The organism is Pseudomonas fluorescens group sp. PF-69 (assembly GCF_054481235.1).
The window spans coordinates 5,573,597-5,596,182 of the sequence record NZ_JBTMNC010000001.1; the positions used below are offsets into that span (position 1 = coordinate 5,573,597).

Consider the following 22,586-nt stretch of genomic DNA (forward strand, 5'->3'; position numbering starts at 1 on the left):
TGCTCTCCAACGCCAGTCACAACCCCGATTTCAACCGGCTGAACGCCCGGATCAACGCCCGGTTGAAGGCCTTGCCGTTGTCATTCTTGCTGTACAACGAAGCGCGAACCTCGGCCGGCGGGTAGGTCCCCGGATCATTGCGAATCGCCGGGTCGATCAGGCTGTCCGCCGCAGTGATCGCGTTGGCGTAGTGAATGGTGTCGGTGATCGGCGCCATCACTTCAGGCGTCATCAAATAGTCCATCAAGGCCAGGCCGGCCTGCGGATGCGGCGCATCCTTGGGAATGACCATGGCATCGAACCAGATCAACGTGCCCTCCTTCGGTATCCGGTAACCGAGCTTGTAAGGTTTGCCCGCCGCTTCGGCCTGGCCGGCAGCGATGGCCACGTTACCGTTCCACGACATCGCCACACAGGTGTTGCCGTTGGCCAGGTCGCTGATGTTCAGGTCGTTGTCGAAATAGCGAATGTAGGGGCGGATCTTCGCCAGTTGCGCCTCGGCGCGTTTCAGGTCATCGAGGTTCTGGCGGTTGATGTCCAGGCCCATGTACTTCATGACCGCCGCGAACACCTCGTTGGGATCATTGAGCAGGCTGACCCCGCAATCGGCGAATTTCGCCACCACCGCCGGGTCGAACAGCATGGCCCAACTGTCCGTCGGCGCGTCGGGCAGGCGCTGTTTGACCGCCTCATCCTGAAAGCCCACGCCCGTGGTGCCCCAGGCGTAGATCCCGGCATAGCGATTGCCCGGATCGAACACTGCCATGTGCTGGCGAAACTCCTCGCCGACGCCGGCAAAGTGCGGCAGTCGCTGCTTGTCCACGGGCTGGATCGCGCCGCTCTGGATGGCCCGGGACAGATGCTGCCCGGCGGTCAGCACCAGGTCGTAGCCGCTGCGGCCGGTGAGCAGTTTGGTCTCGACGGTTTCCAGGGAGTCAAAGTGATCGGCAACCACATGGATACCGGTCTGCTTCTCGAAATTGGTCAGGGTGTCCGGGGCCAGGTACTCGCCCCAGATATAGAGATTCACCACCGGTTTGGCGGTGTCGGCGGCCTGCACACACAGGGGTGCAAGCACCAGCAGTATTGCTTGAGTCAGTTTGTGCAGGCCCATGGTCACGCTCCCTTCTTCTGGCTGGCAGCGCCGGCGTACTGAGGCATGGTGATGCACGCGACGTTGCCGCCACCGAGGAGGATTTCCCGGGAGTTTTCGATGCCGACGATTGTGTGCCGTGGGAACAGCTCCGCCAGGGTCGCCTGCGCCACCTGGTCATTGCGATCGCCAAACAGCGGCACCACGATCGACGTGTTACCCGCGTAGTAGTTGATGTACGACGCGCAAATTTTGGTGCCGGCCTGACGGGTGTGGGTGCTGTCCTGCTGATCCAGGCCTTCGGCCTCTTCAGCGGTCCACTCCAGCACATCCGGTTGCGGCAGTTTGTGCACGATCAGCTCGCGGCCACGGCTGTCGCGGGTGCTGCGCAGGATGTCGTAGGCCTCCTGGTAGATTTCCCACTGCGGGTCATCGCGGTTGTCGGTCCATTGCAGCACCACTTCTCCGGGGCGCACGAAGCATGCAAGGTCATCGACATGGCCATCGGTTTCGTCGAACTTGCAGCCGCGCGGCAGCCAGATGACCTGCTCGGCGCCGAGGTAATCGGTCAGGCGCCGGGTGACTTCGTCCTTGCCCAGGTGCTGATTGCGATTGCGGTTGAGCAGGCATTGCTCGGTGGTGAGGATGCTGCCCTGGCCGTCACTCTGGATACCGCCCAGTTCGGCGATCAATGGCGCGCGATAGCGGTCGAAGCGCTCGATTTCGAGGATTTTGCTCGCGATCTGGTCGTCCTTGTCCCATGGATAGTACAAACCGCCGTCGAGACCGCCGTAGGCATTGAATTCGAAGTCGACGCCGCGCACTTCGCCGCTCTGGTCGTTGACCACGAAGCACGGGCCGCTGTCGCGAAACCAGGTGTCGTTGCAGGTCATTTCGACCACCCGCACTTGCGGCGGCAGCTGGCGGCGTGCGGTGGCGAATTGCGCTGCGGAAGCACACACGGTGACCGGTTCGCTCTGGGCGATCGCGGTGACGATCTGCACCCAGACTTTCTGCGCAGGCTTGGCGCCATTGCGCCAGACGTCGGTGCGCTCCGGCCAGCCGAGCCAGCAGCCGGACTTGGTTTCGAATTCGCCGGGCAAACGGAAACCGTCGAGCTTGGGAGTGGAATCGAGCAAACGTGCCATGGGCAAACCTCATCAGCGGGGATTGGAATGACCACAGGCTAAGGTCGGTGGCGACCTCCTCGCCAACGATGATTATTTCGGAATACTTGAATTCAACTCATCAATCGACCAACTGATCGTTGAACCATTCCAGCATCTGCGCCACTGCCGGCCGATCCAGGCGCACCCGTTCGCACACCAGGGCGTATTGGCCCAACGCCGTCATGCTGGAAGTAAAAGGCCGGACCAGACGACCGCTGAGCAAGTCTTCCTGGGCGGTCAGGTTGTCGCCCATGGCCACGCCCTGCCCCTGGGCCGCAGCCTCCAGCGCCAGCCCGGCGTGGGCGAAATACAGCTGCCGTTCGGGGCGCTGATCGCCGGCATGGCTGGTGAGCCAGGCCGTCCAGGTCTTGCCGTCCTGATCGTCGTGGAGCAGGCAGTGACGTGCCAGATCCCTGGGGGCTTTCAGCGTGCCCTGGTTGAACAGACCGGGGCTGCACACCGGAAAAAACTGCAATGCCGGCAACGGCCGGACGAAATACGCGCTGCTGTCCACCGGACCGGTGCCGTAGGTGATCGCCAGGTCGATGTCTTCCCCCGGCGCCGTGGCGTCAATCGGTTGTTCGTAGAGGTGCAAGGTGATGTGCGGATAGCGCGCATAAAAATCGGTGAGGCGGCTCATCAGCCACTTTTGCGCCAGTTCGGCGGTCACTGCCAGGCGCAACACCGCGAGGGACGAGGGGTCGCGTAATTCATCGCAGGCGTCACCGATCAGTTCGAAGGCCTGCTGCAAGCTTTGCATCAGCCGCCCCGCGGCCATGGTCGGGCGAATCTGCCGACCTTCACGGACGAACAACGACACGCCCAGCTGTTCTTCCAACTGACGAATCTGATGGCTGACGGCGCTGTCGGTCACGCACAACTCTGCCGCCGCCCGGCCGAAATGGGCATGGCGCGCGGCGCATTCGAAGGTTCGCAGTGCTGCCAGGGAGGGTAGTCGTCGCATCGGGCCTGGTCCGGAATGGGTGGTGCCCATGCTGACTTGGCTGTCGGTAGCCGTCCAGTGGCACCGCGTTATCGTTCATCGCTGGCAAGCCAGCTCCCACAGGAGCCACGCGCCCACAATCCTGTAGGCGCTGGCTTGCCGGCGAAGGCGTCGGCACGCGCGCCATACATCTTCTAGGCTAAACGGACGATTCAAATCCTGGAGAGCACCATGCAACTCGAAGGCTCCTGCCATTGCGGCGCGGTGTCATTCAGCCTGACCAGCGCCCACCCCTACCCTTATCAACGCTGCTATTGCTCGATCTGCCGCAAGACCCAGGGCGGTGGCGGCTATGCGATCAATCTGGGCGGCGATGCCGTCAGCCTGAAAGTACGCGGGCGCAAACACATCGCGATCTACCATGCGCGGCTCAAGAACGAAGGTGACAAACGCGCCCACAGCAGCACCGCCGAGCGGCATTTCTGCTCGCTGTGCGGTTCGGGCTTGTGGTTGTTCAGTCCTGAATGGCCCGAGCTGATTCACCCGTTCGCCTCGGCCATCGACACCCCGCTACCGGTCCCGCCGGAGCACACGCACCTGATGCTCGGCTCGAGAGCATCGTGGGTGGAGGTCGAGGCGCATGGGAAGGACCGGCAGTTCGATGTCTATCCCGAAGAGTCCATTGCCGAGTGGCATGAGCGCCTGGGCCTGAGCCGCTAGGCTGACCATCATGCGCCACCGCAATCCCCCTGTGCGGCCGGCACACCACTGTGGAAGCGGAACTCCACATCCGGCGACTCGATCAGCTCCTGCTCGGCGGCGCGGACCTTGTCGATGACCTGGGCGATATCCTTGGCGTCTCCGTACTGATAAGCCAGCTTCAGGTAGCCCTGGAAATGCCGGGCCTCGCTTTTTAGCAGGCCAAAGTAGAACTTGCCCAGCTCTTCGTCCAGATGTGGCACCAAGGCTTCAAAACGCTCGCAGCTGCGGGCCTCGATGAACGCGCCGACCACCAGCGTATCCACCAGTTTTACCGGTTCGTGACTGCGCACCACTTTGCGCAACCCCGAGGCGTAACGCCCGGCGGACAGCTGACGCAGTCCGATCTTGCGTTTTTTCATCAGACGCATGACCTGTTCGTGGTGCACCAGCTCTTCCCGGGCCAGGCGCGACATCATGTTGATCAGATCGACGTGGGAGTGATACTTGGCAATCAGGCTGAGCGCCGTGCTGGCAGCCTTGAATTCGCAGTTCTTATGGTCGATCAGCAGGGTTTCCTGATCGGCCAGTGCAGCTTGAACCCAACCATCGGGGGTACGGCAGCCAAGGAATTCGTGTATTTCGGGAAGGATCATGGGGCCCACGGACAAAAGGTTCAAAACGAAGGGCGCCGATTATACCGGCCTGCCCGAAGACCACCAGACGCTACCGTTGATATGCATCAAGTCCCGTGCAGGCGACCAGCATCTATAGTAGTTTCACGCAATCCTTACTTTCCGGAGATCCCGATCATGCAAGCCATTCGCAGCATTCTGGTGGTTCTTGAACCCGAGCACTCGGAAAGCCTCGCGCTCAAGCGCGCCAAATTGATTGCCGGTGTGACCCAGGCTCATTTGCACCTGCTGGTCTGCGACCGCAAGCACGACCACAGCGCCATGCTCGGCGTGCTCAAGGCGGCGCTGGTGGCGGATGGCTATAGCGTCACCACCGAACAGGCCTGGGAAAGCAGCCTGCATGAAACCATCGTCACGGTGCAGCAAGCCGAAGGCTGCGGTCTGGTCATCAAGCAGCATTACCCCGACAGCCCGCTGAAAAAGGCCCTGCTGACCCCGGAAGACTGGAAAGTGTTGCGCACCTGCCCGACTCCGGTCCTGTTGGTGAAAACCGCCGGTTCCTGGAAGGACAAAGTGATTCTGGCGGCCGTCGATGTCGGCAACATCGACAGTGAGCACCGCCATCTGCACAACACCATTATCGATTACGGCTATGACATTGCCAGCATGGCCAAAGCGCACTTGCATGTCATCAGCGCCCATCCGTCGCCCATGCTGTCGTCGGCCGACCCGACCTTCCAGCTCAGCGAAACCATCGAAGCGCGCTATCGCGAACAGTGCAAGGCGTTCCAGGCGGAATTCGACGTCGACGATGAACACCTGCACATCGCCGAAGGCCCGGCGGACGTGCTGATTCCGTTCATGGTGCGCAAGCTGCAGGCGGCCGTGACGGTGATCGGCACCGTGGCGCGCAGGGGGATTTCAGGGACGCTGATCGGCAATACGGCAGAGGTGGTGCTCGACGTGGTGGAGAGCGATGTGCTGGTGCTCAAGCCGCAGGAAATCGAGGATCATCTGGATGAAATCGCGAGCAAGCATTAAGCCCTGCCGTGCCTGATAGATTGCCATCGCGGGCAAGCCCGCTCCCACAAGGTCGATGAAAAACCTGTGGGAGCGGGCTTGCCCGCGATGCTCTTAGCCGCCAAACGCATCATTCAGAAACCCCGGCGCGATGTAGCGCTGGTAATGCGCTTCTGACAGCAAAAAGAATTCCCGATCAATGGCGTCCCGCAGCTCCGGCAGGTTCCAGTCGCGAAACTCCGGCAGCAGTACCATGCCGTAGGCTTCCAGGTTGTTGATGACCCGCGCGCCCCGCGCGATCAACTGATAAGCCCAGCAGTATTCCGACTGATGGGGCACGAAGCGGATCTTGCGCTGCTCCAGCTGCATGCGGAGCAGTGCCGGATCAAAAATCTCCACCTTGGCCGCCATCACCTGGGACAACAACTGCTCAAGACGCAGCCACACCGCGCGCTTTTCTTCTTCGTTGTAGCCGTTCCAGTGAATCACTTCATGATGGAAACGCTTGCAGCCACGACACACCAGATCACCGTAAACGGTGGAGCAGAGGCCGACGCAAGGGGTCTTGATGGTCTGATTGGGCATAGGGGAGAACGCGAAAAAGCAAAACAGGCCGGCATGTTAGCCCTTTGTCCGCCATTGATCACCCCTCAACGCTCAGCGCATCCGGCGCGTCAACATTCCGGGGTCGGCTCACCACCAAAGTCCAATAGAGCCCGACTTACCTTTAAAAATTTTTTACCGTAGAATCAGCCAGCCTTTTTAGGCGCCAATGTCCGTTGGAAGCTGTTTTCAAAGCGTCACGAGCACAGTCGCTCCTTCAGAACGGTGTTGGCGAAGGTTTTTTCCAGCGGGGAAAAACCCGACGCCAACCCTCATCAGTTCCCGTTCTGCAGGCGTAAAACTTTGAAAGCAGCTTCTGTAAGAAATTGCCGGTAATTCTGGCTAAGCGGCTCACAACGCCATGAAGCGCATGAGTACGGCAATTTCTGGATGAGCGTCCCGGACACCCATTTGGGACCACTGATGAGGGTAATACTGTGCTTGAAGCCTACCGCAAACATATCGAAGAGCGTGCAGCACTGGGAATCGTTCCCCAGCCGCTAAACGCCGAACAAACTGCAGGCCTGGTCGAGCTGCTGAAAAATCCCCCGGCTGGCGAAGAAGCTTTCCTCGTTGACCTGATCACCAATCGCGTTCCACCGGGAGTGGACGAAGCAGCCTATGTCAAGGCCGGCTTCCTGTCCGCCATCGCCAAAGGCGAAGCCAAATCCCCTCTGATCGACAAAAAACGCGCTGTTGAACTGCTCGGCACCATGCAGGGCGGCTACAACATCGTGACCCTGGTGAACCTGCTGGACGACGCCGAACTGGCACCAGTAGCGGCCGAAGAACTCAAGCACACCCTGCTGATGTTCGACGCCTTCCACGACGTCGCTGAAAAAGCCAAGAAAGGTAATGTTCACGCCAAGGGCGTACTGCAATCCTGGGCTGACGGCGAGTGGTTCGTGAAGCGCCCGGTGCTGGCCGACAAGATCAGCCTGCGCGTGTTCAAGGTTACCGGCGAGACCAACACCGACGACCTGTCCCCTGCTCCGGACGCCTGGTCCCGCCCAGACATCCCGCTGCACGCCCTGGCCATGCTGAAAATGGCTCGCGACGGCATCGTGCCTGACGCACAAGGCGTCACCGGTCCGATGAAGCAGATCGAAGAAATGCGCAACGCCGGCTTCCCGATCGCCTACGTCGGCGACGTGGTCGGTACCGGTTCTTCGCGTAAATCCGCTACCAACTCGGTACTGTGGTTCTTCGGCGACGACGTTCCTTACGTGCCGAACAAGCGCGCAGGCGGTTTCTGCTTCGGCAGCAAGATCGCTCCGATCTTCTACAACACCATGGAAGATGCCGGCGCACTGCCAATCGAGTTCGACGTTTCCAACATGAACATGGGCGACGTGATCGACCTGTACCCGCATGCTGGCAAAGTCTGCAAGCACGGTACCGACGAAGTCCTGACCACCTTCGAAATGAAGACTCCGGTCCTGTTGGACGAAGTTCGCGCCGGCGGCCGTATTCCGCTGATCATCGGCCGTGGCCTGACCGAGAAGGCTCGCGCCGAGCTGGGTCTGCCACCTTCGACGCTGTTCAAGAAGCCTGAAGCACCGGCTGAAAGCACCAAGGGTTTCACCCTGGCGCAGAAAATGGTCGGCAAGGCTTGCGGCGTGACCGGCATTCGTCCAGGCACCTACTGCGAACCGAAAATGACCACCGTGGGTTCCCAGGACACCACCGGTCCAATGACCCGTGACGAACTGAAAGACCTGGCGTGCCTGGGCTTCTCGACCGATCTGGTGATGCAGTCCTTCTGCCACACCGCGGCTTACCCCAAGCCGATCGACGTGACCACCCACCACACCCTGCCTGACTTCATCATGACCCGTGGCGGCGTTTCCCTGCGTCCGGGCGACGGCATCATCCACTCGTGGCTGAACCGCATGCTGCTGCCAGACACCGTCGGTACCGGTGGCGACTCGCACACCCGTTTCCCGATCGGCATCTCGTTCCCGGCCGGTTCCGGTCTGGTTGCGTTCGCCGCAGCCACCGGCGTCATGCCGCTGGACATGCCTGAGTCGATCCTGGTTCGCTTCAAGGGCGAACTGCAACCAGGCGTCACCCTGCGTGACCTGGTTCACGCCATTCCTTACTACGCGATCCAGGCTGGCCTGCTGACCGTAGAGAAGAAAGGCAAGAAGAACGCCTTCTCCGGTCGCATCCTGGAGATCGAAGGTCTGGAAAAACTGACCGTCGAGCAAGCGTTCGAACTGTCCGACGCCTCGGCCGAACGTTCGGCTGCCGGTTGCACCATCAAGCTGTCCAAAGAGTCGATCGCCGAGTACCTGCAGTCGAACATCACCCTGCTGCGCTGGATGATCGGCGAAGGCTACGGCGATGCCCGTACCCTGGAGCGTCGTGCTCAAGCGATGGAAGCCTGGCTGGCCAACCCTGAGCTGCTGGAAGCGGACAAAGACGCCGAATACGCCGAAGTCATCGAGATCGACCTGGCCGACGTCAAGGAGCCTGTGCTCTGCGCGCCGAACGACCCGGACGACGCTCGCCTGCTGTCCAGCGTTGCCGGTCAGAAGATCGACGAAGTGTTCATCGGTTCGTGCATGACCAACATCGGTCACTTCCGCGCTGCCGGCAAGTTGCTGGAACAGGTCAAGGGTCAGCTGCCTACCCGTCTGTGGCTGTCGCCGCCGACCAAGATGGACGCTCACCAACTGACCGAAGAAGGCTACTACGGCATCTACGGCAAGGCTGGCGCGCGCATGGAAATGCCGGGCTGCTCGCTGTGCATGGGTAACCAGGCACGTGTAGAGCCGAACTCGACTGTTGTGTCGACTTCGACCCGTAACTTCCCGAACCGTCTGGGTGACGGCGCGAACGTCTACCTGGCTTCGGCCGAGCTGGCGTCGGTGGCTTCCATCCTGGGTCGCCTGCCGACCGTCGAGGAGTACATGGAATACGCTGGCAAGATCGACAGCATGGCGGCTGATGTCTACCGCTACCTGTCCTTCGACCAGATCGCCGAGTTCCGCGAAGCGGCTGCGAACGCCAACATCCCGGTCGTTCAAGCCTAACGCTGCAAGGCAATGAAAAACGCCGCCCATCGTGAGATGAGCGGCGTTTTTTTATGCCCAGGCTTTAGTGGCATGCCCCTTGTGGGAGCCAGCTTGCTCCCACAGGTCACGCCTTAATCCTTGTAGGCTCGTTGCACCGCGCCATCCACGCTCAGCCCGCTGAGCATCACCCCGTTGGCCCGAACTTCGGGCAACGCCGACAATACCGTTTCCGCACTGTCCTTGAGACGCGCCAGAATCAGTCGTTTGCCTTCGTTATGCACCCGGACGAAAAACTCCTGCATCGCCTCGATGCTGGTGCCATCCAGATCGGGGGACTCTTCCAGACTGAGGATCACGGTGTGGATCGGCGCCGATGGGTGCCGGATCAAGTGCAACGCAGCACCGAGAATCCGCTCGACATTGGCAAAAAACAACGCTTCATCCGGTCGCACGACCAGGACGCCCGGCACTGTTTTCGCCGCTGGATGACGTTGCACGTCGACAAAGTCGTGCCCGCCGTCGATCCGGCCGAGAATCTGGATATTGGCCGCCGACATTTGCTTGAGCATCAGCAGCACGCTGATCGCCACGGACACCAGCAAGCCGTCCAGCACCCCCAGCACCAACACCGCGCCCACGGCGCACATCACCAGCACACGGTCACGTCGCCAGATGAAATATCGCCCCAACGGCTGCAGGCTCAACCCGCGCGCCAAGGCATGGATGACGATGGCAGCGAGGATCGGCTCCGGGGTCAAGGCGATATACGGCAATACCGTCATGACGATGAGCAACACCACCAGCGCCGCCACGCCACCGGCCAGCCGTGACGTGGCACCCGCCGCCTCGTTGGCCGATGTCGCTGAATACCCTGCCCCCGCCGGCAGGCCATGGAACAGGCCGGACAGCAGGTTGGTGGCACCGAGCGCCAGCAGGTCGCGGTTCGATTTGACCCGGTCACCGTGCTTGAGCGCGTAGGCACTGATCGAGCCATAGGATTCCGCGTACAGGATCATCACCATGGCAAACGCCACTTCGCCCAAACGCAGCCAATCGGCAAATGGCAATACCGGCAGGTTCGGCACTTCCAGGCTCAGGTCGATGAGCCCGATCATCTTCACCCCATACGCCGGCAGGTTCAGCCACTGGCCGGCCGCAATGCCGATCACCACCACCAGCAAGCCACCGGGCACCCGTGGAAACCGCGAAAACAGCAGCAATAACGCCAGCGCCACCGCCGCTACACCGGCTGCCGGCCAGTTCCATTGCGGCAATTGTGCGAGTAATTGCGGGGCGAAGCGCACCAGGTTGGCGTCGATCAAATGCACACCGACCACACTGGCGACCTGCTTGAGAATGATGGTCAGCGCCAGGCCAAAGGCAAACCCGCGCAACACCGGTTTGGCAATAAAGGACGTGACGCTGCCAAAGCGAAAGATCCCGGCCAGCAAAAACAGCCCGCCGGTGACCAGCACCAGCCCGGCCGCCAGGGTCGAACGCAACTGCAGATCGCCGTTGGCCAGGGTCGCCGTCGCCGCCGCCAGCACCGCCGCCGCCGACGAAGTGGCCGAGACAATGGCAAACCGGCTGGTGCCGAACAGCCCATAACAGAGCAACCCGGCAAACAGCGCGATCACCCCGGCCTGCGGCGCCAACGCAGCAATGCTCGAATAGGCGACCGCCTCGGGCAGCAACAGACCGGCAATCGACAGCCCGGCCAGAACATCCTGCCAGCGATGGGTGGATTCAACAGGGTTGGGGGTTGAGGCGCTCGACAATCCGGTGTCTCCGTTCGACAGTCGAAAAAAAACCGCTACGCGTATCACGCGCAGCGGCCACTGTAACTGTCAATCCGGTACTGCGCGAGCAGGCCGGACGATCAAGCCATCAGCGAGTAGACGAGAGCCGTAATCGCCACCAGCCCCACCGCCACCACGAATACGTTGGACGCCTGGCCGCGATAGCGCGCCATGGCCGGTACCTTGCGGATTGCGTACATCGGCATCAGGAACAGGATTGCCGCGATGACCGGGCCACCGAGGGTTTCGATCATGCCGAGGATGCTTGGGTTGAGGGTGGCGACGATCCAGCACACCACCAGCATGAACGCCGCGACGATGCGGTCCAGTGCTTTGGCGCCCGGGCGTTTGCCGCTCTTGACGATCAGGCCTTTCAAGCCTTCGCTGGCGCCGATGTAGTGGCCCAGGAACGACTTGGAAATGGCCACGAAGGCAATCAACGGCGCCGCGAAGGCGATGGTCGGGTTGCTGAAGTGGTTGGCCAGGTACGACAGGATCGACAGGTTCTGCGCCTTCGCCTCGGCCAGTTGTGCCGGGGACAGGGTCAGCACGCAGCTGAAGACGAAGAACAGCACCATCACCACCATCAAGGCGTGGGCACGGGACAGGATTTGCGAGCTGCGCTCTTCGGCGTGGTCGCCGTAACGACGCTTCTGATCGACCGCGAACGCCGAGATGATCGGCGAGTGGTTGAACGAAAACACCATCACCGGAATCGCCAGCCACAGGGTGTGCAGCAGCGCCGATGGCTCAGGCAAGGTGCTGGCCGTGGTCAGGATGCCACCGTTCCAGTGAGGAATCAGGAACACCGCCAGGAACAGCAAGGCGACAATGAACGGATACACCATCAGGCTCATGGCCTTGACGATCACCTGCTCGCCACAGCGCACCACGGCCAGCAGGCCGAGGATCAGCACCAGCGACAGCAGCGCGCGGGGCGGCGGCATGATGTGCAGTTGATGCTCCAGGAAACTGCCCACGGTGTTGGTCAGGGCCACGCTGTAGATCAACAGGATCGGGAAGATTGCGAAAAAATACAGCAGGGTGATCAGCGCGCCGGCCTGGATGCCGAAATGCTCTTCGACCACTTCAGTGATGTCCGCGCCTTCACGGCCCGACAATACGAAGCGGGTCAGGCCGCGGTGCGCATAGTAGGTCATCGGGAAAGCCAGCAGCGCCAGCACCAGCAAGGGCCAGAAGCCGCCCACGCCCGCGTTGATCGGTAAAAACAGGGTGCCGGCGCCAATCGCCGTGCCAAACAGGCCAAGCATCCAGGTGGTGTCTTGGCGATTCCAGCTCGAAAGGGTCGCTGGTGTCGCGTCTAAATAGCGTTCGTTAACGCTATTGGCCTGATCATTCATCCGGTGGGATCTCCACATTCCGGTCACTTGCCACCCGGTCAGAACGCGTCGGAGTACCCGACAAGTAGCGCCCTGGCCGAAACAGGGGCGCGATTGTCCGGGATTAGTGAACAGAAGCAAAGACTTAGGTGAGGAACGGTGGTGCCAGGTGGCTGAAATCGAACAACCTGCGGGCCCTGTAGAGCGTGCTTGCTCGCGATGGCGGCGCATCAGGCGCCACCGCTTTTGAATGATCCATCGCTATCGCGAGCAGGCTCGCTCCCACAGGGTTTGTGCATTGGCGTTCATCGCCCAAGCGCAATCCCCGCTTGATAAAGGTCCTGCATCATGTATTTATGATTGAACCTGTCTCTCTTTCGGAGTCTTCCCATGCCACTGGTTCGCATCGAGATCAAAAAGCAACAGGACCCGACCTACGCCAAACGCATCGGCCAACGGGTCTACGCTGCCATGCGCAGTAGCATTGGCGTGCCGGAGGACGATAACTTCCAGATCCTCTCTGAACACGACGGGCAGCACTTCATCTTTGATCCCGGATACCTGGGCATCCAGCGCAGCGACAACCTGGTCATCATTCAGATCACCCTGAGCGAAGGCCGCACCGTCGAGCAGAAAAAACTGCTTTATAAAACCATCGCCGAGAGCCTTGACTTGGAACTGGCGGTGCGTCTGGAAGACGTTTTCATTAATCTGGTGGAAGTGAAGAAAGAGAACTGGTCGTTTGGCAATGGCATTGCCCAGTACGCCCTCTGATTTTTGCAATTCAATTTCTGTGAGTACCCCATGCCCCGAGTCTCCCGCAAGCAAGCCGACCTCAACCGCGAAATCATCGTCGAGGCGGCCACACGGCTGTTTCGCGAGCGCGGCCTGCACGGGATCAGTGTCGTCGATGTGATGGGCGCAGCGGGCCTGACCCACGGCGGGTTCTATGGTCATTTTGAATCGAAGGAGGCGCTGGCCGTTGAGGCCAGTGGCCGGGCGTTCGAACAGGCGGCAGGGCGCTGGCGGGAGTGGACTGTGGCGGCCGAGGACCACGCCGCCGCACGCCGCGCCTTGATCGAGCCCTACCTGTCGACCGCCAGCCGCGACAACCCGGGTGACAGCTGCCCGGTGGTGGCGTTTGCCGGTGACATGTGCCACGAGTCCGCCGACAGCGCCTTGCGCGAGACGTTCATGACCGGCCTGAACAGGCTGCTCGACACCCTGAGTCAGCTGATGGACTCGGACGACGCCGCCAATAACCGCCAGCAAGCGCTGGTGCAGTATTCGCTGATGGTCGGTGCGTTGACGCTGGCCCGCGCCACGCGTGGCGACGCCCTGTCGGATGAAATACTGGAGGCGGCCAAGGGCTTTCTCGGCGCGGTGCCTGCATCCCCTGCCCCACGCTGAATGCCTGGCCACCACAGAAAACCCTCGCCTGCCGCATCAGCTCCTACACTGAGTGACGCGGCAACGATGTTGCTGATTGCCAGGACGTCCGGCAGCCAGCCATCTCCACCGATGTTCGAGTCCGATATTCCGATGCCCACAGGGAGCCAAGCATGCCTGCAACCGTTCTGGTACTGGTCGAAACCATCAATGATTATCTGCCCATCCTCGAACATCAGGGCTTTCACCTGATACTGGCGCCTACGCCTGCCGAACGCGCCGAGGCCATCACCCGGCACAGCGGCCAGATCAACGCGGTCCTGACCCGCGGCCCATTGGGCCTGTATGCCGATGAAATCGCTGCCCTGCCCAATCTGAAGATCATTTGCGTGATCGGCGCCGGTTATGAGCATGTCGACCTGCAAGCGGCGGCCGACCGCGGCATCACCGTCACCAATGGCGCCGGGGTCAACGCCTCTTCAGTGGCGGACCACGCCATGGCCTTGCTGCTGTCACTGGTACGCGATATTCCGCGCTGCGACGCTGCCGTGCGCCGGGGCGAGTGGCCGAAGATCATGCGCCCTTCCCTGGCCGGCAAACGCCTGGGCATCCTCGGCCTCGGCGCCGTTGGCATGGCCATCGCCAAACGCGCCGCCAACGGCTTCGACATGAGCGTGAGCTACCACAACCGGCAACATCGCAGCGACGTCTCCTACAGCTTCTGTTCCACGCCCACTGAACTGGCACGCGCCTCGGACTTTCTGGTTATCGCCACTCCGGGAGGCCTGACCACCAAACACCTGATCAACCGCCAGGTGCTCGACGCCCTCGGGCCCAAGGGCTTTCTGGTCAACATTGCCCGGGCCAGCGTGGTGGTCACCGCCGACCTGATCAGCGCCCTGGAACAACGCCGCATCGCCGGGGCCGCGCTGGATGTCTTCGATGCCGAACCTCATGTGCCGGACGCGCTCAAGTCGCTGACCAATGTGGTGCTCACCCCGCACGTCGCCGGATTGTCCCCGGAAGCGATCGAAGGCACGGTTGAACTGGTGGGTCGCAACCTCGTGGCATTCTTTTCCGGGCAACCGGTGCTCACCCCGGTTGAATTGCCGACCCGCATCAGTAACGCGGTCCTGTAGGACAATTCAAACAGGCGTATCAAAAATAATGATTGCCCGGCAACACGCTCACCTATAAGGGCCGTTCATGGTTGTGGGTGCCGGGTGGGCGCATTAGATTAGTCAATAGTTTCAGGCCTCCAGAATAAGCAGAAGGGATAAGCATGGCGCTTACTGACCAGTCCACTCGTATCCGTACCGGCGAAGAACTCGATGCCAGCCTGATCGACCCATACCTCAAGGCGCACATTCCAGGCCTCAGCGGCTTGCCGCAGATCAGCCAGTTCCCCGGTGGCGCGTCCAACCTCACCTACCTGCTGGAATACCCCGGACAGGAGTTCGTCCTGCGTCGGCCGCCCTTTGGCCACAAAGCCAAGTCCGCCCACGACATGGGCCGCGAGTTTCGCATCCTCAATCAGCTGCGCGAGGGTTTTCCCTACTGCCCCAAGGCTTACGTGCACTGCACCGATGAATCGGTGATCGGCGCCGAGTTCTACGTGATGGAACGGGTCAAGGGGATCATCCTGCGCTCCGAACTGCCGCCGGAGCTCGGCCTGGATGCCGCGAAAACCGAAGCCTTGTGCAAGAGCTTCATCGATAAGTTCGTCGAGCTGCACCGGGTCGACTACAAGGCTTATGGCCTGGGTGATCTCGGCAAGCCCGAAGGTTACGTGGCACGCCAGATCAAAGGCTGGAGCGACCGCTACGAGAAAGCCCTGACGCCCGACGCGCCACAGTGGGAAGCGGTCAAAGCCTGGCTCAACGACAAGATGCCGGCCGATCACCCGACGTCCAGCATCGTCCACAACGACTACCGTTTCGACAACGTCATCCTCGACCCGAACAACCCGATGCAGATCATCGGCGTGCTCGACTGGGAACTGACCACCCTCGGCGACCCGCTGATGGACCTGGGCAACACCCTCGCCTACTGGATCGAAGCCGGTGACCCGGCGCCGGTGCAACTGATGCGTCGCCAGCCAAGCCACGCGCCGGGCATGCTGACCCGCCGCGAGTTCGTCGATTACTACGCCGAGCGCTCCGGCATCCGGATCGACAACTTCGACTTCTACTACACCTATGGCCTGTTCCGCCTGGCCGGCATCGTGCAGCAGATCTACTACCGCTTCTACCATGGACAGACCCAGGACAAACGCTTCGCGCAGTTCATTCACATGAACAAACTGCTGGAACAGATGAGCCTGCAGGTCATCCAGAAATCCAGCCTGTGACCGTACGCGATCCCCGCAGGAGCGAGCCTGCTCGCGAAAATCGTGAACGATAACGCGCACTGACGGGCCTCAACTGAACAGCATTGGCCGCAACCCGGCATTTGACTCGATAACAAGACTTTTCATAAGGGAATCCCATGTCCAAGACCCAGTTGTTCGACCTCGACGGCAAGATCGCATTCGTCTCCGGCGCCAGCCGTGGCATCGGTGAAGCCATCGCCAAGCTGCTGGCGCAGCAAGGCGCCCACGTGATCGTTTCGAGCCGCAAACTCGAGGGCTGCCAGCACGTGGCCGACGCGATCATCGCCGAGGGCGGCAAGGCCACCGCCATCGCCTGCCACATCGGCGAAATGGAGCAGATCAGCCAGGTCTTCGCCGCCATCAAGGAACAATTCGGGCGTCTGGACATCCTGGTCAACAACGCGGCGACCAACCCGCAGTTCTGCAACGTGCTGGACACCGACCTCAGCGCCTTCCAGAAAACCGTCGACGTGAACATCCGCGGCTACTTCTTCATGTCGGTGGAAGCCGGCAAGCTGATGCGTGAAAACGGCGGCGGCAGCATCATCAACGTCGCTTCGATCAACGGCGTCTCGCCGGGCGTGTTCCAGGGCATCTACTCGGTGACCAAGGCTGCGGTGATCAACATGACCAAGGTGTTCGCCAAGGAATGTGCGCAGTTCGGCATCCGCTGCAACGCCCTGCTGCCGGGCCTGACCGACACCAAGTTCGCTTCGGCGCTGGTGAAGAACGAGGCCATCCTCAATACCGCCCTGGCACAGATTCCGCTCAAGCGCGTGGCCGACCCGAGCGAGATGGCCGGCGCCGTGCTTTATCTGGCAAGCGATGCATCGAGCTACACCACCGGCGTTTCGCTGAACGTGGACGGTGGTTTCCTGTCCTGATCCCACAGCCCTTGGCACTCACGCCCCCGTAGGAGCGAGCCTGCTCGCGATGGTCGTTAACGATAACGCGTGTTTACTGACTCAACGCGGAGTCTACAAATCCATCGCGAGCAAGCTCGCTCCTACAGAAGAGGCAGTCGTTCATCTGACTGATGGGCAGGTAATGCCTTTCTCATACCCGCTCTACTGCGTCACGCAGCGGGTGGTCGTGGTGACCCGAGTCACCTCGCCTTCGGCCCTCACATCGCCCATGACATCGGTTTTATCCAGGGTCTGGCAGGTGCGTTCAGGGGGTGGAGGCGGTGCAGCGGGAGGTGGCGGAGGCGGACTGGCGCAGGCGCCGAGAATCATGGCGCAGAGTACGAGCGACGTTGGAGCAAAAACGCGTTTCCCAAGACTGTTCATAGGATGACCCGCGAGAAAAGGATGTACACAGAGGTGTGACAACAAAACACCGCCCAAAAGTTCACGGGGCAGGTGCAGAAATATCACTTTTGTACATTCTTATCGCGTAACCAGCCGTCCAGACCGGGGAAAGCTGGCGATTCCTACACCACCGGGTCGGGGCGTTGCAGGCTGTTGCTCTCCAGTTCATAACGCAGCTCTTCAATGAGCGTCGCGATCGAATCGGGCGTCTGCAGCCTCGTCATGTTCAAACCGCTGACCACCAGATCAACTTGCCCGGTCACTGGATGGTAGAGCTTGATGGTCAACGAATGATCGCCTGTGACAGCGCATTCGCAGGCCAGGGGTGAAAAGGTCCGCTCAAGCTGCGTCCGCAGTTGCGCCAGGTAAATCATTGCGATGGCCCTCGGCGACAGGCGACTGTGCAGGTAAAACGCTCGGGATGCATGGCTGTTCCTTTAGCGACTTCGGGGCGGACGAATGATCCGAAACTGTCATTCGCACGCACTCAGCCTAAGGCTTGCCACCTGCCTGCCAGAACGTGAATTTGCACCCCATCGCCTGGTGCATTTGCACCTACCGTTGACCCTTTTGCCGCCACGCACTGGAAAACAACCCGCGTTCGCGTGCCCAGACAATCGCCTCGCTGCGGCTGTGCACATCGAGCTTGGAATACACCGTCGCCACATGATTGCGCACCGTGTTCGGTGCCAGCTTCAGGCGCGCAGCGATTTCCTTGTCCGCCAGGCCTTCGCAGATCAACTCCAGCACATCGCGCTCCCTGGCCGTCAGGTCAGTGAAGGACACGCTGGGCAACTGCGGCGAATTGACATGCTTCACGTTGGCGAGCTTTTCGATCAGCGTACGACTGAACCAGGAGGCATCTTTCATCACCTCTTCAATGGCCGCCACCAACTCCAGTTCGGTGCGTTTGCGCTCGGTGATGTCCATCAACACCAGCAGGTAGCAAGCCCTGTCCTGAATATTCACGGTGTCGGCGCAAACCGCGCAATCCATCAGTTCGGTATCTTTCTTTCGAACGCGGACATCCACCCGATCCAGACGCCCGGTTTTCTCCAGGGCGCTGAACAGTTTCGTCCTCGCGCCCTTGTCGTGAATGAAGTCGATTTCGGCGATGGTCTTGCCCTGCACTTCCTCGCGCGGATACGCGAGGGTCTCGAGGAATGCCTCGTTCACATCCATCACCACCTGATCGCTGGCACTGCACACCAGGATCGGCACCGGGGTCAGGCCAAACGCCTTGGCAAAACGCTCCTCACTCTGGCGCAGGGCCACTTCAGCCTTGCGCCGCGGCTCCACGTCGACGAAGGAAAACAGCATGCAGGGCTCATCGTTGAGCTCAAGCGGCTGGCCAGCGACGATGACCTGCTTGGTTCCCCCCTCGGCCACGCGCAGTTCGGCCTGCATTTGCGGAATGGTCGCGCCTTCGCGCAAACGCTGCTTGGCCAGGTCCTTGTTTTGCGCCTGGTCCAATATATCCAGTTCATAAGTGGAGCTACCGATCACCTGATCACGGGCATAACCGGTCATTTCGAGGAACCCGGGATTGACCTTGATGTAGCGCAGATCGCTGAGCCGGCAGATCACCGCCGGGGCCGGGTTGGCGGCGAAGGTTTTCTCGAAGCGCTGCTCGGCGCTGGCCCACTCGGAGACATCGTCCATGATCAGCACCAACGACTCCGGCTCACCGCGGCTATCGGTGACCACCAGGCTGCGCACCTTATGCACCCAGGTATGTTCTTCGTCATCAACCGGGGTCAGCTCGACGAGCACATCGCTGAAGGTCTCGCCACGGGCGACACGGCTGATCGGGTAACTGGCCACCGGCACCGGGTGATGGTTGCGATAACGCAGGGCAAAGCGGCGCGCGTACTCCTTGGCGTTCGCCCCAAGGTCGCCGATCCGCTCGATGCCGTGCATGGCCAGCGCCGCGTCATTGGCCCAGACGATGGTCTGGTCGAGATCGAGCAGGATCACCCCGTCGGACAGGCCCGTGATGATCTGCTGCAATTGGCGGCGGCTGGTTTCAGTGGTCAGGACGTCTTGGCTCATTGCATCTCCATACGTACGGCGGAGCAATTGCACTCCGGTGACAAGTACGACCGCCAGAGCCTGCAATCGTGCGAAGTTCCTGCACGCGTTCGACCAGCACTGCCTCCACGGGATGCCGAGGGTTACGATCTGTTGCGCTTCAAGCGGCCAATTGCCCGCTGGCAATCGCCGCCGAAGCCGCCAGCATGGCCCGCAACAACACCGCACATCCGGCCGCCAGGTCATCCGGCAAGGCGTTTTCGATTTCGTTGTGGCTGATGCCGCCTTCGCACGGTACGAAGATCATCCCGGCGGGGCCAAGTTCGGCGAGGAAGATCGCGTCGTGCCCTGCTCCGCTGACGATGTCCATGTGCGACAGGCCCAAGCCTTGCGCCGCCCCGCGCACCGCCTCAACGCAGCCCTTGTCGAAGTACAGCGGCGGGAAGTCGGCGGTCGGGGTGAGTTCATAGGTCAGGCCGTGTTCCTCGCAGGTGGTTTCGATGACTTCGCGGACTTCGGCGATCATCGAGTCCAGGCGCGCCGGGTCGAGATGGCGAAAGTCCAGGGTCATGCGCACTTCGCCGGGAATGACGTTGCGTGAACCGGGATAGGCTTGCAGGCAACCGACCGTGCCGCAGGCGTGGGGTTGATGGCCGAGGGCGGCGCGATTGACCGCGCCGACGATCACCGCGGCACCGACCAGCGCGTCCTTGCGCAGGTGCATCGGCGTCGGCCCGGCATGGGCTTCGACGCCGCGCAGTTTCAGGTCGAACCATTTCTGCCCGAGGGCGCCCATGACCACGCCAATGGTCTTGCGCTCGTCCTCGAGAATCGGGCCTTGCTCGATATGCGCTTCGAAATAGGCGCCCACCGCGTGGCCGCTGACCGCGCGCGACCCGGCGTAACCAATGGCGTTCAACGCCTCGCCCACGGTAACGCCCTCGGCGTCGACCTTGGCCAGGGTTTCCTCGAGGGTGAATTTTTCCGCGAACACGCCGGAGCCCATCATGCACGGGGCGAAACGCGAGCCCTCTTCGTTGGTCCAGACCACCACTTCCAGCGGCGCTTCGGTTTCCACGCCCAGGTCATTGAGGGTGCGCAGCACTTCGACCCCGGCCAGCACGCCGAAGCAGCCGTCGAACTTGCCGCCGGTGGGTTGGGTATCGATGTGGCTGCCGGTCATCACCGGCGGCAAGTCCGGATTGCGCCCGGGGCGCCGGGCGAAGATGTTGCCCACGGCATCGATGCTGACGGTGCAGCCCGCCTCTTCACACCATCTGACGAAAATATCCCGGGCCTGGCGATCGAGGTCGGTCAGGGCCAGGCGACAAACGCCGCCCTTGACCGTGGCGCCGAGTTTGGCCAGCTCCATGAGCGACTGCCACAGACGGTCGCGGTTGATGTGCTGATGGGTGGACTGCAGAACATCTACAGCTGCGTTCATGATGATCTCCTCAGGCAGTTCTTATGGATTCTGTCAGGCATTTCGTCGGTGTGTTTGAGGCCGTCATCGCGAGCAGGCTCGCTCCCGCAGGGGTAACGCGTACCCAAAGTGGGAGCGAGCCTGCTCGCGACAGGGCCAGCCACTACACCGCCGATTTCACGGCAGACGGCTGCGCCCGCATCGAGCACAAGCCGTAATAAATCAACCCGCCCAGGGCCGAGCCGGTGAACCAGCCGTAGCTGTAGAACCAGCTGAAGGCATCGCTGCCCAACGACAGCAGCGTCAACACCACCGGCACCCCGAACGCCAGGAACCCGTTCCAGTTCCACGCCGGATACACGTCATCGCGGTACAGCCCGGCGAGGTCCAGTCGCTGTTTCTTGATCAGGAAATAGTCCACCACCATGATCCCGGCAATCGGCCCCAACAGGCTGGAGTAGCCCAGCAACCAGTTGGAATAGACGGTTTCCAGGCTCACGTCAGAAACGATCAGGCCCAGTTTTTTCAGCAGCTCATGGGCCATCAGCGCCAGGCCGACAAACCCGGTCAGCAGTACGGCTTTGGTGCGGTTGATCACCTTGGGCGCAATGTTCTGGAAGTCGTTGGTCGGCGAAACGATGTTGGCCGCGGTGTTGGTGGACAAGGTGGCAATGATAATGAGCGCCATGGCCACCGCGACCCAGACCGGGCTCTGGATATGGCCGATCAGCGTCACCGGATCGGAGACGGTCACGCCCACCAGTTTCACCGACGCGGCGGTCATCACCACGCCCAGCGAGGCGAACAGGAACATGGTCAACGGCAAACCGATGATCTGCCCGACGATCTGGTCCTTCTGGCTTTTCGCATAGCGGCTGAAGTCCGGGATGTTCAGCGACAGCGTGGCCCAGAAGCCGACCATCGCGGTCAATCCGGCGGCGAAATAACTGGCCACGCCGGCCCCTTCGGGACGCTTGGCCGGAATCGCCAGCAGTTCAGTCATCGACACATTGGGCATGGCCCACACCAGCAAGCCTGCGCCTACCGCCACCAGCAAGGGTGCAGACAGGGTTTCCAGCCATTTGATCGACTCGGCGCCACGAATCACCACCCACAGGTTCAGCGCCCAGAAGATCATGAAGCCGATGACTTCGCCGGTGCCGCCCAGGGATTTCCAGCCGTCGAACACCGACCCCAGGAACAGGTGAATCGCCAGGCCACCGAACATGGTTTGAATGCCGAACCAGCCGCACGCCACCAAGGCGCGGATCAGGCACGGAATGTTGGAACCGAGGACGCCGAAAGACGAGCGCAGCAACACCGGAAACGGGATGCCGTACTTGGTGCCGGGAAAGGCGTTCAGGGTCAGCGGGATCAATACGATGATGTTGGCAAACAGGATCGCCAGCAGCGCTTCGCCGACGCTCAGCCCGAAGTACGCCGTCAGCACGCCGCCCAGGGTGTAGGTCGGCACGCAAACCGCCATGCCGATCCACAAGGCCGTGATGTGCCATTGGTTCCAGGTTCGTTCGCGCACCTTGGTCGGTGCCATGTCATGGTTGTATCGGGGACTGTCGAGGACGTCGCTGCCGGCCTCCAACTCAAACAAGCCGTCGCGCTCGGTCACTTGTGATCTGATCTGTTGCATGGCCGCTCCATTGTTGTTTTGTATTGCTCATCGAGGGCTGGCGGCATCAATAAACGTGCCGGATACCCCGCTTACGCATCGGGCAGTTCCATA

The 22,586-nt window shown here is 61.3% G+C and carries 19 protein-coding genes; 8 read left to right on the top strand and 11 right to left on the bottom strand.

Going from position 1 to position 22,586, the window contains the following annotated elements:
• Nucleotides 1–16: 16 nt before the first annotated feature.
• The 3 genes from ACX3YF_RS26045 to ACX3YF_RS26055 all read right to left on the bottom strand — a co-directional run bounded on the left by ACX3YF_RS26045 (nt 17) and on the right by ACX3YF_RS26055 (nt 3,226).
• A complete protein-coding gene (locus ACX3YF_RS26045) occupies nt 17–1,114 on the bottom strand; it encodes an extracellular solute-binding protein (protein WP_130210731.1) in 1,098 nt (365 codons plus the stop codon).
• Between the two features lie 2 nt (nt 1,115–1,116).
• Nucleotides 1,117–2,241: an agmatine deiminase gene (gene aguA / locus ACX3YF_RS26050; protein ID WP_130210733.1), complete on the bottom strand. Its 1,125-nt coding sequence runs from the start codon at nt 2,239–2,241 to the stop codon at nt 1,117–1,119.
• Between the two features lie 100 nt (nt 2,242–2,341).
• On the bottom strand, nt 2,342–3,226 hold the full coding sequence (locus tag ACX3YF_RS26055; RefSeq protein WP_458974559.1) for a LysR substrate-binding domain-containing protein: 885 nt from the start codon (nt 3,224–3,226) through the stop codon (nt 2,342–2,344).
• 210 nt (nt 3,227–3,436) lie between these two features.
• Here ACX3YF_RS26055 and ACX3YF_RS26060 point away from each other — a divergent pair, with 210 nt between their 5' ends.
• Complete coding sequence (locus ACX3YF_RS26060; protein WP_458974560.1) at nt 3,437–3,925, top strand: GFA family protein; 489 nt, start codon at nt 3,437–3,439, stop codon at nt 3,923–3,925.
• An 8-nt stretch (nt 3,926–3,933) separates the two neighbouring features.
• Here ACX3YF_RS26060 and ACX3YF_RS26065 read toward each other — a convergent pair whose 3' ends face one another.
• Nucleotides 3,934–4,560 (bottom strand): MiaE family protein, encoded by a 627-nt coding sequence (locus tag ACX3YF_RS26065; RefSeq protein WP_130210739.1) that lies wholly within the window; start codon nt 4,558–4,560, stop codon nt 3,934–3,936.
• A 156-nt stretch (nt 4,561–4,716) separates the two neighbouring features.
• Here ACX3YF_RS26065 and ACX3YF_RS26070 point away from each other — a divergent pair, with 156 nt between their 5' ends.
• Nucleotides 4,717–5,580 (top strand): universal stress protein, encoded by an 864-nt coding sequence (locus ACX3YF_RS26070; RefSeq protein WP_454838062.1) that lies wholly within the window; start codon nt 4,717–4,719, stop codon nt 5,578–5,580.
• A 93-nt stretch (nt 5,581–5,673) separates the two neighbouring features.
• Here ACX3YF_RS26070 and ACX3YF_RS26075 read toward each other — a convergent pair whose 3' ends face one another.
• On the bottom strand, nt 5,674–6,144 hold the full coding sequence (locus ACX3YF_RS26075) for a DUF1289 domain-containing protein (RefSeq protein ID WP_047528256.1): 471 nt from the start codon (nt 6,142–6,144) through the stop codon (nt 5,674–5,676).
• Nucleotides 6,145–6,599: 455 nt separating this feature from the next.
• Between ACX3YF_RS26075 and acnB the strand changes: the two genes are divergently transcribed.
• A complete protein-coding gene (gene acnB, locus ACX3YF_RS26080) occupies nt 6,600–9,200 on the top strand; it encodes a bifunctional aconitate hydratase 2/2-methylisocitrate dehydratase (RefSeq protein WP_130210743.1) in 2,601 nt (866 codons plus the stop codon).
• Between the two features lie 113 nt (nt 9,201–9,313).
• Here the strand turns inward: acnB and ACX3YF_RS26085 are convergent, their stop codons facing one another.
• A complete protein-coding gene (locus tag ACX3YF_RS26085; RefSeq protein WP_454838061.1) occupies nt 9,314–10,960 on the bottom strand; it encodes a SulP family inorganic anion transporter in 1,647 nt (548 codons plus the stop codon).
• Nucleotides 10,961–11,061: 101 nt separating this feature from the next.
• Nucleotides 11,062–12,342 carry a serine/threonine transporter gene (locus ACX3YF_RS26090; protein ID WP_458945420.1) on the bottom strand — a complete coding sequence of 427 codons (1,281 nt, stop codon included), beginning with the start codon at nt 12,340–12,342 and terminating at the stop codon, nt 11,062–11,064.
• A gap of 369 nt (nt 12,343–12,711) precedes the next feature.
• On the opposite strand from ACX3YF_RS26090, the gene ACX3YF_RS26095 reads away from it, so the two are divergent.
• The 5 genes from ACX3YF_RS26095 (at nt 12,712) to ACX3YF_RS26115 (ending at nt 16,965) form a co-directional block, all read left to right on the top strand.
• Nucleotides 12,712–13,095: a tautomerase family protein gene (locus ACX3YF_RS26095; protein ID WP_130210759.1), complete on the top strand. Its 384-nt coding sequence runs from the start codon at nt 12,712–12,714 to the stop codon at nt 13,093–13,095.
• A 30-nt stretch (nt 13,096–13,125) separates the two neighbouring features.
• Nucleotides 13,126–13,731, top strand: a complete 606-nt coding sequence (locus tag ACX3YF_RS26100) for a TetR/AcrR family transcriptional regulator (protein WP_448646501.1) — start codon at nt 13,126–13,128, stop codon at nt 13,729–13,731.
• 152 nt (nt 13,732–13,883) lie between these two features.
• A complete protein-coding gene (locus ACX3YF_RS26105; protein WP_130210763.1) occupies nt 13,884–14,849 on the top strand; it encodes a 2-hydroxyacid dehydrogenase in 966 nt (321 codons plus the stop codon).
• Nucleotides 14,850–14,992: 143 nt separating this feature from the next.
• Nucleotides 14,993–16,060 (top strand): phosphotransferase family protein, encoded by a 1,068-nt coding sequence (locus ACX3YF_RS26110; protein ID WP_448646500.1) that lies wholly within the window; start codon nt 14,993–14,995, stop codon nt 16,058–16,060.
• Nucleotides 16,061–16,197: 137 nt separating this feature from the next.
• Nucleotides 16,198–16,965 (top strand): SDR family oxidoreductase, encoded by a 768-nt coding sequence (locus tag ACX3YF_RS26115; protein ID WP_130210765.1) that lies wholly within the window; start codon nt 16,198–16,200, stop codon nt 16,963–16,965.
• A 548-nt stretch (nt 16,966–17,513) separates the two neighbouring features.
• Here the strand turns inward: ACX3YF_RS26115 and ACX3YF_RS26120 are convergent.
• From ACX3YF_RS26120 to ACX3YF_RS26135, 4 genes are all read right to left on the bottom strand, one after another.
• On the bottom strand, nt 17,514–17,765 hold the full coding sequence (locus tag ACX3YF_RS26120; RefSeq protein WP_196586492.1) for a DUF1652 domain-containing protein: 252 nt from the start codon (nt 17,763–17,765) through the stop codon (nt 17,514–17,516).
• A gap of 181 nt (nt 17,766–17,946) precedes the next feature.
• Nucleotides 17,947–19,443 carry a PAS domain S-box protein gene (locus ACX3YF_RS26125; protein ID WP_458974561.1) on the bottom strand — a complete coding sequence of 499 codons (1,497 nt, stop codon included), beginning with the start codon at nt 19,441–19,443 and terminating at the stop codon, nt 17,947–17,949.
• A gap of 139 nt (nt 19,444–19,582) precedes the next feature.
• The gene (locus ACX3YF_RS26130) at nt 19,583–20,866 is read right to left on the bottom strand and encodes a Zn-dependent hydrolase (protein ID WP_458974562.1); all 1,284 of its coding nucleotides are present in this window, start codon (nt 20,864–20,866) and stop codon (nt 19,583–19,585) included.
• A gap of 142 nt (nt 20,867–21,008) precedes the next feature.
• Nucleotides 21,009–22,493 carry an NCS1 family nucleobase:cation symporter-1 gene (locus tag ACX3YF_RS26135; protein WP_130211309.1) on the bottom strand — a complete coding sequence of 495 codons (1,485 nt, stop codon included), beginning with the start codon at nt 22,491–22,493 and terminating at the stop codon, nt 21,009–21,011.
• Nucleotides 22,494–22,586 lie beyond the last annotated feature (93 nt).